The organism is Rhizobium sp. FKY42 (assembly GCF_005222835.1).
In the GTDB taxonomy this organism is placed as follows: Bacteria; Pseudomonadota; Alphaproteobacteria; order Rhizobiales; family Rhizobiaceae; genus Neorhizobium.
In genome coordinates this window covers 167165-178831 of the sequence record NZ_STGA01000006.1, presented here as the reverse complement: position 1 = coordinate 178831, position 11667 = coordinate 167165, and the positions used below count along the sequence as shown (strand labels likewise).

Sequence of the window (11667 nt, the reverse complement as noted above, 5' to 3'; positions counted from 1 at the left end):
AGCAAAACCGCTTCTAGCGGTTCAAGCGCAGCGTTTCAAACCTCCACCTCTGGTGGAGGTCATGACTTGCCCGAAGTCTGAAGGGTTTCTGGGGGAGACAGTGTTTTGCTGGCAGGAAGCAGTAGGGACCGCGGACATTAGAAAAAGGCGGCCCGAAGACCGCCTTCCTCACAGAATACCGACTTAGATCAGTTGTTACGGTTGCCGAGGAACTGCAGCAAGAACATGAACAGGTTGATGAAGTCGAGGTAAAGGGTCAAAGCGCCCATGATCGCCTTGCGGCCAGCAACGGAAGCATCATCTCCAACATAGTACATTTCCTTGATCTTCTGCGTGTCGTAGGCCGTCAGACCGGCGAAGATCAGCACGCCGATGACCGATACGGCAAAGGCCAGGGCCGAAGAGGCAAGAAAGATGTTGACGACAGACGCGATGATCAGGCCGAACAGACCCATCATCAGGAACGAGCCCATGGCCGACAGGTCACGCTTGGTCGTGTAACCGAAGAGCGACAGGGCACCAAAGGAAGCTGCCGTAATGAAGAAGGTCTGCACGATCGACTGGCCCGTGTAGAACAGGAAGATCGATGACAGGGAAAGACCCATCAACGCAGCGTAGATCCAGAATGTCGTCTGTGCCGCGCCAACGCTCATCTTATCGATGCGGAAGCTTAGGAAAAAGACGAGGGCGAGCGGAGCCAGCATCACGACCCAGCGAAGCGGCGAGCCGTAGATTGCCGTTGCGAAAGCGGGGCTGGTGGTGGCAAGTGCGAAGGTGGCGTAAGCCGCTATACCGGTGATCGCAAGGCCCAATGCCATGAGATTGTAGACCTTCAGCATATAGGAGCGAAGGCCTTCATCAATCATCGCGCCGGACTGCACGCCGCCGCGTACTGCTCGGTTGTCGTAGTTGAAACGGTCAGACATCAGTTTGTCCTCTCAAGCTCCGGTGTTGCTACGGTGTCGGGAACATCCCGGTCGCCGCTGCGGAGCTCAGCAAGCATGATCCAAATATGCGAGCTTAGCTGTAATGGTTCAAGCCCTTTGCCCGCCATTCGGTGAGGTGACAAAAATTTAATCCGCCGGATCTTGTCCGTCAAAGCTCCCTCAGAACCGGTGCCGCCTTCTGTCCGAGGATGCGCCAGGTGCCAGCGAGTCCGATGCCGACCGTGAGGACGAGAGCACCGATCACCGTCATTATTGCCACATCCGGCAGGAAGGTGGCTGGCATCTTCATGATGCGGCTGACCACGAACCACGCGGAAATTCCGCCCGCCACAAGCGCAAAGACGGCGGTTGCGAAGCCTAGGATCATGTATTCGTAACTGAACGCGCGCATCAGCATGGAGCGGGTGCCGCCGAGCGTCTTGAGAATGACCGCATCATGGGTTCTGGCCCTGTTGCCTGAGGCCAGCGCGCCCGCCAGAACGAGGACGGAGGCGACCAGCGCTACGGCTGCAGCCGCGCGAATGGCGGTGGCCAGCTGACCGAGCAACTGGCTTGCAATATCAAGCGCATCCTTGACGCGGACAGTGGTGACGGTGGGATAAGCAGTGGTCACCGCGCGCAGAATTTCGCCTTCCTTTGCCGGTGTGGCGGTACTGTCCATCAGGGTCGCCAGCCAGGCATGGGGTGCACCCTTGAAGGTGTTCGGAGAGAAGACCATGACGAAATTGATGGACAGCGAGCGCCATTCGACCTTGCGGAAATTGGCGATCCTGGCCGTTATATTGCGGCCCAGAACGTTGACCGTAACTGTATCGCCCAGTTTCAGGCCAAGCTCCCTGCCTTCCTCTTCCGAGAAGGAGACGAGCGGTTCGCCGCTATAGTCTTTATCCCACCAGGTTCCCTCGACAAGGCTGGAGCCTTCCGGCAGGTTCTGGGTGTAAGTCAGTCCGCGATCACCGCGCAGGACCCATCGACCGGCAGGCGGCACATTCATTTTGGCGACATCTTGACCGTTGAAAGCGAGAATCCGCCCGCGCAGCATGGGGACCTGAACGATCTTTCCGTCCGGCGCCAATCGCTTGACGGTTTCGACAACGCCCTCCTTCTCATTGCTCTGGATGTCAACAAAGAAGAAATTTGGCGCGTTCTGGGTCATGGCACCGGTCAGCTGGCGCCGCAGATTGCCGTCGATCAAAGCCAGCGTCACGAGAAGCGCAAGACCGAGACCAAGCGAAAGCACCACGGACGGTGTAAGAGCGCCGGGGCGATGGATATTGCCGATGGCAAGTCGCAGGGCAGGCGAGTTGACGCGAGGGCTGCGGCGGGCAAGTGCGGAGATTGCTGCTGCAACAAGACGCAGCAGCACGAAGGCACCGGCAACAGCGGCAAGAAAGATCACGGCAATGCGGCGGTCGTCTGCGGCAAATATTGCCAGGGCCGCAAGACCGCCGAGCGCGACGGTGGCCGCCAGGAGATAAGGCCAGGACGGCAATTTGGTCTGGTCGAAGCTCTGTTCGCGGAAAAGTGCGGTGGCGGGCACTTCGCGTGCATGGCCAAGCGGGAGGACCGCAAAGGCAAAGGTCGTCAGCAGGCCGAAGGCGGCGGCCAGCGCAAGCGCTCCAGGATAGAGGGTGGCGTCGGCGGCAATCGGTAGGAACTCCCGAAGGAAGCCCAAAGCCGCGAAGGGAGCGACAGCACCAAGCACCAGGCCGATGAGCACACCCAGCGAGCCAATCAGCATGATCTGGAACAGGTAGATGAGGGTCACGACAAAAGCAGGGGCTCCAAGGCACTTGAAGGTCGCGATGCTGGTCCGCTTCGAATCCAGAAAGGCGCGCACGGCATTGGCGACACCCACACCGCCAACGATGAGTGCTGTAAGCCCCACCAATGTCAGAAATTGCGAGAACCGGTCGACATTTTCCGTCAGCGACGGTGCGGCGCGATCGGCGGTGCGAATGGACCAGCCGGCTGCCGGGAACTCCCGGTTCGCGCGCGCGCCCAGCGTGTTGCGGATCGACGGATCATTCAGCTTGATCTTGTAGGCGTTCTCGACCAGGCTCCCGGTCTGGATAAGACCTGATGCCTGCAGCGCTTCCTGCGACAGAAGAAGGCGCGGCGCGAAGCCGAAACCTTCAGACAGCGCATCCGGTTCGGTAACCAGAATGCCTGAAATGCGCAGTCGAACACTGCCAAGCAGGAGTTCGTCGCCAACTTTCACGTTCAGGCGCTCTAGCAGAAGGGGTGCAGCAAGGGCCCCGAAGATTCCGTTCGCACTTGCGAGAAGGTCTTTCAGCGGCGCTTTCGGCTCGGTTTCCACAGTGCCGTATAGCGGGTAGGTGCCATCGACGGCCTTCGCCTCTACAAGAGCCTGTTGCGAACCGTCCGGCATGCGGGCCATGGATCGAAGGCCAGTGGAGAGAGCGACCTGCCCGAGGCTTTCCAGGAAGGCCCGCTCCTGATCGTTGGCGAGCCGATTATTGAGCTCAAACCGGATATCGCCTGCCAGCAAGGTCTGGCCCTGACTGGCTATGGCGTCGGTAATGCCACGGGACACCGAATTCACGGCAGCAATCGCACCTGTACCGAGCGCGATGCAGGCGAGAAAGATGTAAAAGCCTGAAAGGCCCCCACGCAGTTCGCGCAAGGCAAGTTTCAACGCAATGGAAAAGCGTGGGAGTTTTGCCGCAGTCATGCGAATGCTGCCACAGGCTTGGAGGGTTCCCGGCTGTCACCTGCAATTTCGCCCGAGCGGACGCGGATCTGACGCGAGCAACGGGCGGCGAGCGCATTGTCATGCGTGACCAGCAGTAGCGTCATCTTGCGTTCCGTCTGCTTGGAGAAAAGAAGGTCTGCAATCTGCTTGCCGGTTTCCGTATCCAGGTTGCCGGTCGGCTCGTCAGCAATGAGAACGGCCGGAGAGGGCGCCAGAGCACGGGCGATCGCCACACGCTGCTGTTCGCCGCCGGAAAGCTGCCCCGGATAATGGTTCAACCGTTCGCCGAGACCGACGGCCGTCAGCTCTCGCTTGGCAATGTCGAAGGGATTGGAAACATTGGCCAGTTCCAGGGGCACGGCGACGTTTTCAAGCGCCGTCATATTGGCAATGAGATGGAACGACTGAAAGACGATGCCAATGTTGCGGCCTCGGAAATCCGCCAATGCATCCTCACCGAGATTGTGAAGCGGTGTGTTGCGAATGTGAATTTCGCCGGAATCGAGCCGCTCAAGACCTGCAAGGACCATCAGCAGTGTTGATTTTCCAGATCCCGAAGGGCCAACGATACCAACAGCTTCACCCTCATCAATCTTGAGGTCGATCCCTTTTATAACGTGGACCGAGGCGGCAGCACTGCCCAGGGTCAAATCGGCCTTCTTCAATTCGATGATGGTGTTGCTCACAAAAATCGGTCCTATATCGAGCCAGGAAAATCATATTAAGCAAGGTTTGTCGCCTCGCGGCAACCTGACCAATCTAGGAAGTGGATTCATGAAATTCAAAGCGGCTTTGCTTCACGTGATTGTCATCGCTTCGGTTCTGTTTGGCGGGCTTGTTTCTGCGCAGGCTCAAGGCCTGCAGATCGTGGGTTTTGGCGACAGCCTGATGGCCGGCTATCAACTGCCCCAGAATGAGTCCTACACCGCCCAGCTTGAGGCGGCACTGAAGGCAAAGGGGATCGACGTCACGATAACCAATGCCGGCGTGTCCGGCGACACCACATCGGCAGGCCTTGCGCGGCTCGATTGGTCGATCCCGGACGGCACCCAGGGTGTGATCCTCGAACTGGGTGCCAATGATGCCCTGCGCGGTATCTCGCCGGACCAGACTGAAAAGAACCTCGATGCCATGCTTGCGCGTCTGAAGGAACGCAATATTCCGGTGGTTCTTGCTGGCATGCTGGCGCCGCCAAACCTGGGCAAGGACTATCAGGATCGCTTCAACGGTATCTATCCGCGGCTTTCACAAAAATACGGCGTGCCGCTTTATCCTTTCTTCCTAGACGGAGTCGTGACGCAAGCAGATCTTCAGCTGGATGACGGCATGCATCCCAATGCTAAAGGCGTTGCCGTCATGGTCGAGCGCAGTCTTCCTACCATTGAAAGCTTTATAAAATCGCTTCCTGCCCACAGGTGATTTTTGCAGGGCAAAAAAAGCGGCTTGCACGGGACGCAATTGCGTGTTCCGCTGTTGACACTGCATTAGATTCGAGGAGGTTCGCGTATGCCGAGACTTTTCACCGCCCTCGAAATCCCGCGCCATATTGCCCTGAGCCTTTCCCTGCTGAGGGGAGGACTGCCCGGTGCGCGCTGGATCGATGTCGAAAACTATCACATTACCTTGCGTTTCATCGGCGACGTCGACGGACGAACTGCTGATGAGATTGTTGATCGTTTGGATCGCATCGATCGCGAGGAGTTCCAACTGACGCTGACGGGAATTGGTTCTTTCGGATCGAAGAAGCCGCATTCGATCTGGGCTGGCGTCTCTCCGTCTCCAGAACTTCAGGCCTTGCAAGGCGAGATTGACCGCATTTGCATGCGGATTGGGCTTGCGCCGGATCCGCGCAAATTCACGCCGCACGTCACCCTTGCACGCTTGAAAAATTCCCGACTGGACGACGTAGTCCAATACCTGTCAGGGCGTGGAAACTTTCATACAATGTCATTCACGGTTCCGCGTTTCGTGCTGATGTCCTCGAAGGAATCGGTCGGGGGCGGGCCTTATCTGACGGAAGAGGTTTTTCCGCTTCAGGAAAGCTTGGCATCCTACGCAACTGGCGAACTGGCCAGCGAAAACAGCGTCTACTGAAGGCTTATGTCCAGAGCCAGATTGAAAGCATCGGAGATCGAAACGGAACTTGCCTCCCTGTCCGGCTGGAGGCTGAGGGAGGACGGGCTTGCTATCTGCAAGACCTTCAAATTTCGTAATTTCGTCGAGGCCTTCGGCTTCATGGTGGAATGTGCGCTGGTTGCCGAAAAGCTCGATCATCATCCTGAATGGTTCAACGTTTACTCGAGGGTAGATGTGACGCTCACAACGCATGATGCCCAGGGCGTGACTGAGCTGGATGTAAAGCTTGCTCACGCGATGGAGTGTGCCAGCACCCACCGGATTTGAATGCCTGGATGTGCGGACCCATATATGAAGGACGTGCAAGGCTTCAGCGGAGATCACGATGGACGATGTCAAGATTGGCGAGATTCTGCTTCCCGGTGACGAAGCAACGCAAACCAGACGGGAAAACTCCGTCCGCTCGAAGTTCTGGCCAACGATGAAACGCGCCGCCCGCTATGTTCCGTTCAGCCGTGACGTCGTGGCTGCCTATTATTGCGCTATGGACCCGACGACGCCCACGCGTGTCCGCGGTGTCTTGCTCGCAGCCCTCGGCTACTTCGTTCTTCCCATCGATGTCGTGCCGGATTTCCTGGCTGTCGTCGGATTCACGGATGATGTGGCTGTTCTGGCGGCCGCTTTCCGGATGATACAGACGCACATCAAGGATAGTCATCATGAGGCGGCTGATGAAGCCCTTGCTGCCGATCCCGCCATGACAACAGCCCCAGCAGCAGACGGCTCTAGATTCTGATGCAGGTTCCATTTTCAGCTTCGTTTATGCTGTCAGTTCACGATGTCAAATTCCTGCCCTAATCATCGCATCTTTCGTAAGCTGGAGAGATTGCGGTACACAATGGAGGCAACTGCCTCGGTTTGGTTCGTGATCAGCCTTTTGAGCCGGGATAGCCGTTTTTATTGAAGGCGGCGTTGACGGTTTGGTAACCAGAATTAAGTCAAAGTCTAACTGATCGCGACCCTTGAGGCCCGGCCATGTCGTGCGGTCGGCCTTTCATCAGAACACTGGCAGGACAACATGTTTCTTAAGAAGATCGCCATCGCGTCGACTCTCTTGCTCGCTGGCGCAAGCGTAGCTGCAGCGCAGGCACCGTCTCCGACGCGTATCCAGCAATTCAAGGCCTGGGGCGCCTATTCCTACAAGTCCGGCAATTCTACCGTCTGCTATGTCTTGTCCGTTCCGACATCGAAGGAGCCGGCAAGCGTTGATCATGGCGATATCTTCTTCATCATCTCCCAGCGTCCGGGTCAGAACATTTCCTACGAGCCGCAGGCCATGATGGGTTACCCCCTCAAGGCAGACTCCAAGGTGAATGTCACGATCGACAAGAAGAACTTCGTGATGTTCGTGAAAGACAAGGCTGCCTGGGTGGAGAATGCTGCCGAAGAGCCCGCACTCGTGGCTGCCATGAAGACCGGATCCAACATGACCGTCAAGGCGACCTCGCTGCGTGGAACGGGCACCAGCTATTCGTATTCGCTGGCGGGCCTCTCGCAGGCGCTGAAGCAGATCGAGACCTGCAAGTAAGCCTCCATTCCCATTCTGTGCTTCAAGGCCGGTCGCTCCGGCCTTTTTGCGTTGGGGGTGACGAATGGCAAAAACAGTGCTAAAGCGCGGCCCTGCGAGACGATCCTCCGGGTTTCTTAACGGATACCCTTGTGTGGAGCGCAACTCGTTCGCATTTCACGCACAGGCAATCGGACACGCTGGCCGGAATCGGGTAATTCCTTTACCCGCTCGGATAGGATATTTTGGAATGACCGCTTCCAACGTCATGGCAGTTGCAGATCTGGTGAAGGCGCCGCTTGTGGCGAATCCGGATCTTTTGTCCGGCAAACCGTCTTTGGTTGGCCTAACGCGCGAGCAACTGGCGCAGGCCCTGAAGGAAAAGGGCGTTCCCGAAAAGCAGGTGCGTATGCGTGTGAGCCAGCTTTGGCACTGGCTCTACATTCGTGGCGTTTCGGATTTCGATGCCATGACGAACGTTGCCAAGGACATGCGTGAAATGCTGAAGCAGCATTTTACCATTGCGCGTCCGGAAGTCGTGGAAGAACAGGTTTCTAACGATGGCACGCGCAAGTGGTTGCTGCGCTTTCCACCGCGCGGTGCTGGACGTCCAGTCGAAGTGGAAACCGTCTATATTCCTGAAGAAGGGCGTGGCACGCTTTGCATTTCCAGCCAGGTGGGCTGTTCGCTGACCTGCTCGTTCTGTCACACCGGAACGCAGCGGCTTGTGCGCAACCTGACATCGGAAGAGATTCTGTCGCAGCTTCTTCTGGCGCGTGATCGCCTGGGGGATTTTCCCGGTGCCGATACGCCGCCCGGTGCCTTCGTGCCGACGGGTGATCGCAAGGTCACCAATATCGTCATGATGGGCATGGGTGAACCGCTTTACAATTTCGAGCATGTGAAGAACGCGCTGCTGATCGCCTCTGATGGCGATGGTCTTTCGCTGTCCAAGCGTCGGATTACGCTTTCCACCTCCGGCGTCGTGCCGGAAATCTATCGCACGGGCGATGAGATTGGCGTGATGCTGGCGATCTCGCTGCATGCGGTGCGCGATGAGCTGCGTGACATGCTGGTGCCGATCAACAAGAAATATCCGCTCAAGGAACTGATCGAGGCCTGCCGCGACTATCCGGGTCTTTCGAATGCCCGCCGCATCACCTTCGAATATGTGATGCTGAAGGACGTCAATGACAGTCTTGAAGATGCCAAGGCGCTCATCAAGCTGCTCAAGGGCGTTCCGGCAAAGATCAACCTCATTCCGTTCAACCCTTGGCCGGGCACCAACTACCAATGCTCGGATTGGGCGACGATCGAGAAGTTCGCCGATTTCATCAACCAGGCAGGTTATGCCTCACCGATTCGCACGCCACGCGGACGTGATATTCTGGCCGCCTGCGGTCAGCTGAAATCCGAATCAGAGCGGATGCGCAAGACCGAGCGTCTGGCTTTCGAGGCCATGATGATTGCTGGCCACGGCGAAGATGACGATTGATTGGATCTAATTGCTGTAGAATACTCTTATATGCCTCATCTTGAGGCTTTCTGCGCTGTTTTTGTGCAGATATCGCGTAAAGGTGAGGTGAAGTAGCTTTCCTCCGGTTGTCTTGCGGCCTAAAAGACAGCCACAATGATAATGACACCGGAGGAAACCATGCGCCGCCTGATCCTGGCTTTCGCAGCCGCGACTGCCTTCATTCTTCCCGCCCATGCCGAAAATGTGACTGTGGCCGTCACCGCTATTGTTGAACATCCGGCTCTTGATGCCGCGCGCGACGGCGTGAAGCAGGCTCTGGCCGAGGCCGGCTACAAGGAAGGCGAGAACCTGAAATTCGTCTATCAGTCGGCACAGGGCAATCCGGGTACGGCTGCGCAGATCGCGCGTCAGTTCGTAGGTGACGCTCCCAATGTCATCGTGCCGATTTCCACACCGTCCGCTCAGGCTATCGTCGGGGCAACGCGCGACATTCCGATCGTCTTCACAGCCGTATCGGATCCGGTTGGCGCGCAACTGATCAAGGACATGGAAAAGCCGGGTCGCAACGTGACTGGGCTTTCCGACATGCTGCCGGTCGCGGATCATCTGGCGCTGATCAAGGAGATCACGCCGAATGCCAAGACGATCGGCTACATCTACAATTCCGCCGAGGCCAATTCAGTGTCTACGCTTGCTGCGCTCAAGGCTGCCGCTCACAAGGCGGGCTTGAAGGTGGTGGAATCGGTAGCGACCAAATCTGCTGAAGTGCAGGGTGCAACCCGCGCACTGGTCGGCAAGGCCGACGTGATCTACGTTCCCACCGACAACACAATCGTTTCCGCCTTTGAGGCTGCTGCAGGCGTTGCTGCAGAGGCAAAGCTGCCGCTTTATGCAGCTGATACGGATTCCGTAGCTCGTGGCGCGATTGCAGCTCTGGGCTTCAACTATTTCGACGTGGGCAAGCAGACCGGCCAGATCGTCGTTCGAGTTCTGAAGGGTGAAAAGCCCGGCGACATTCCGGCCAAGGTTGCTGTCGGTACCGATCTTGTGCTGAACAAGAAGGCTGCCGCTGCTGTGGGCCTCACCTTGCCGGAAAGCGCCACCAAGCGCGCAACGAAGATCATCGAATAATTGACTTTAGAGGAGGCTTCGGGACACCGAAGCCTCTTCCTCTTGCCCATCAAGGACTTGATCGTGAGCCAAATTGCTTTCTGGGGCGCTGTCGAACTGGGCCTCGTTTTCGCGTTCGTCGCGATTGGGGTTTATCTCGCCTTCCGCATTCTCGATTTTCCGGATCTTACCGTGGACGGATCCTTTCCGCTTGGTGCCGCTGTTGCCGCTGTGTTGATCATCAGCGGTCTCGACCCGTGGCTTTCGACTGCCGTTGCCATGGTGGCCGGTGCCGCGGCCGGTCTCGTGACAGCCACATTGAATGTGCGCTTCAAGATCCTGAACCTGCTCGCCTCGATCCTGACGATGATTGCGCTCTTCTCCGTGAACCTGCGCGTCATGGGCAAGCCGAACGTGGCGCTGCTCAATCAGGATACAATGCTTTCACCCTTCTTCGGCCAAGGCGTGCCGGAATATCTCGTGCGGCCTGTGTTTGTTGGCCTGCTCGTCATTGTGGCGATCATCCTTGTCTGGCGGTTTCTGGAGAGCGATGCGGGTCTTGCCATGCGGGCAACAGGCGCAAATCCGCGCATGGCGCGTGCCCAGGGCGTGAACACGGGCGGCCAGATCTATCTGGGCATGGCGCTTTCCAATGCTCTAGTGGCACTGGGCGGCGCGTTGTTTGCGCAGACGAACGGCTTTGCCGACGTGACGTCCGGTGTCGGCACCATTGTGGTCGGACTTGCCGCCGTCATCATCGGTGAAACGCTTCTGGGTGCCCGCGGCATTTTGCTGGCGCTGATCGGCTGCGTATTGGGTTCGATTGCCTATCGTCTGGCGATCCAGCTTGCTCTGTCCAGTGATGCTTTGGGTCTCAAGGCGTCTGACCTGAATTTTGTGACGGCTGTTCTGGTTGCTATCGCGCTCATTCTGCCGCGCTTGCGTCGTTCGGGAGGTGCCGCATGATTTCGCTCAGTGATATTCAGGTCGTTTTTGGTCGCGGTACACCGCTTCAGAAGCAGGCATTGAAGAAGATCGACCTGACCATCAAGACCGGTTCCTTCGTCACCGTCATTGGTTCGAACGGAGCTGGCAAATCGACCCTTCTGGGTGTGCTGGCAGGCGATGTTCTGCCAACGGCGGGACGGGTGATGATCGGGAATGCCGAAGTCAGCCGCAAGCCGACTGCTGCTCGCGCCGGGCAAGTGGCGCGCGTTTTTCAGGATCCGCTCGCCGGAAGCTGCGGGGCGCTGACAATCGAGGAAAATCTGGCGTTGGCCGCAGCACGCGGCACAGTGCGGGGGCTTCTGCCAGCACTTGGCTCCAAACGTCGCGCCTTCTTCCAGGAGCGCATCGCCTCCTTGAATCTCGGGCTTGAGAACCGGCTGAAGGATCGCATGGACCTGTTGTCTGGCGGTCAGCGGCAGGCGGTGTCTCTGGTGATGGCAACGCTTGCCGGTTCCGACGTTCTGCTGCTTGATGAGCACACTGCGGCGCTCGATCCGGGTATGGCGGAATTCGTGATGCAATTGACCCATCAGGTGGTGTCGGAGCGCAAGCTCACGACACTCATGGTAACGCACTCCATGCGGCAGGCGCTGGACTATGGTGACCGCACCATCATGCTGCATGGAGGCGAGATTGTTCTCGATGTATCCGGAGACAGCCGCAAGGATCTGCAGGTGGAAGACCTGATAGAGATGTTCCGCAAGATTCGCGGCCAGAAGCTGGACGATGACGAATTGCTGATCGGATAAAGCTGGGGGCGTTTCAG

The 11667-nt window shown here is 57.7% G+C and carries 12 protein-coding genes; 9 read left to right on the top strand and 3 right to left on the bottom strand.

Features of this window, described 5'->3' with window-relative positions:
• Window positions 1-188: 188 nt before the first annotated feature.
• The 3 genes from E8M78_RS04070 to E8M78_RS04060 all read right to left on the bottom strand — a co-directional run bounded on the left by E8M78_RS04070 (window position 189) and on the right by E8M78_RS04060 (window position 4349).
• Window positions 189-926, bottom strand: coding sequence for a Bax inhibitor-1/YccA family protein (locus E8M78_RS04070; protein WP_137133832.1), 738 nt, complete (start codon window positions 924-926; stop codon window positions 189-191).
• Between the two features lie 169 nt (window positions 927-1095).
• Window positions 1096-3642, bottom strand: coding sequence for an ABC transporter permease (locus E8M78_RS04065; RefSeq protein ID WP_137133831.1), 2547 nt, complete (start codon window positions 3640-3642; stop codon window positions 1096-1098).
• On the bottom strand, window positions 3639-4349 hold the full coding sequence (locus E8M78_RS04060) for an ABC transporter ATP-binding protein (RefSeq protein WP_137133830.1): 711 nt from the start codon (window positions 4347-4349) through the stop codon (window positions 3639-3641). The genes E8M78_RS04065 and E8M78_RS04060 overlap by 4 nt, the downstream gene beginning before the upstream one ends.
• An 88-nt stretch (window positions 4350-4437) precedes the next feature.
• Between E8M78_RS04060 and E8M78_RS04055 the strand changes: the two genes are divergently transcribed.
• The 9 genes from E8M78_RS04055 (at window position 4438) to E8M78_RS04015 (ending at window position 11650) form a co-directional block, all read left to right on the top strand.
• Window positions 4438-5082 (top strand): arylesterase, encoded by a 645-nt coding sequence (locus E8M78_RS04055; protein WP_137133829.1) that lies wholly within the window; start codon window positions 4438-4440, stop codon window positions 5080-5082.
• 87 nt (window positions 5083-5169) lie between these two features.
• A complete protein-coding gene (thpR, locus tag E8M78_RS04050) occupies window positions 5170-5757 on the top strand; it encodes an RNA 2',3'-cyclic phosphodiesterase (protein ID WP_137133828.1) in 588 nt (195 codons plus the stop codon).
• A gap of 6 nt (window positions 5758-5763) precedes the next feature.
• Window positions 5764-6066 carry a 4a-hydroxytetrahydrobiopterin dehydratase gene (locus tag E8M78_RS04045; RefSeq protein ID WP_137133827.1) on the top strand — a complete coding sequence of 101 codons (303 nt, stop codon included), beginning with the start codon at window positions 5764-5766 and terminating at the stop codon, window positions 6064-6066.
• Between the two features lie 58 nt (window positions 6067-6124).
• Window positions 6125-6535: a YkvA family protein gene (locus tag E8M78_RS04040; RefSeq protein WP_137133826.1), complete on the top strand. Its 411-nt coding sequence runs from the start codon at window positions 6125-6127 to the stop codon at window positions 6533-6535.
• A gap of 282 nt (window positions 6536-6817) precedes the next feature.
• Window positions 6818-7327, top strand: coding sequence for an invasion associated locus B family protein (locus E8M78_RS04035; RefSeq protein ID WP_062556132.1), 510 nt, complete (start codon window positions 6818-6820; stop codon window positions 7325-7327).
• Between the two features lie 229 nt (window positions 7328-7556).
• Window positions 7557-8801, top strand: a complete 1245-nt coding sequence (gene rlmN, locus E8M78_RS04030; protein ID WP_137133825.1) for a 23S rRNA (adenine(2503)-C(2))-methyltransferase RlmN — start codon at window positions 7557-7559, stop codon at window positions 8799-8801.
• A 159-nt stretch (window positions 8802-8960) separates the two neighbouring features.
• Window positions 8961-9914, top strand: coding sequence for an ABC transporter substrate-binding protein (locus E8M78_RS04025; RefSeq protein WP_137133824.1), 954 nt, complete (start codon window positions 8961-8963; stop codon window positions 9912-9914).
• A 63-nt stretch (window positions 9915-9977) separates the two neighbouring features.
• Window positions 9978-10859: an ABC transporter permease gene (locus E8M78_RS04020; protein WP_137133823.1), complete on the top strand. Its 882-nt coding sequence runs from the start codon at window positions 9978-9980 to the stop codon at window positions 10857-10859.
• Entirely contained in the window at window positions 10856-11650 is a 795-nt protein-coding gene (locus E8M78_RS04015) for an ABC transporter ATP-binding protein (protein ID WP_137133822.1), read from the top strand. The genes E8M78_RS04020 and E8M78_RS04015 overlap by 4 nt, the downstream gene beginning before the upstream one ends.
• The last annotated feature ends 17 nt before the right edge of the window (window positions 11651-11667 follow it).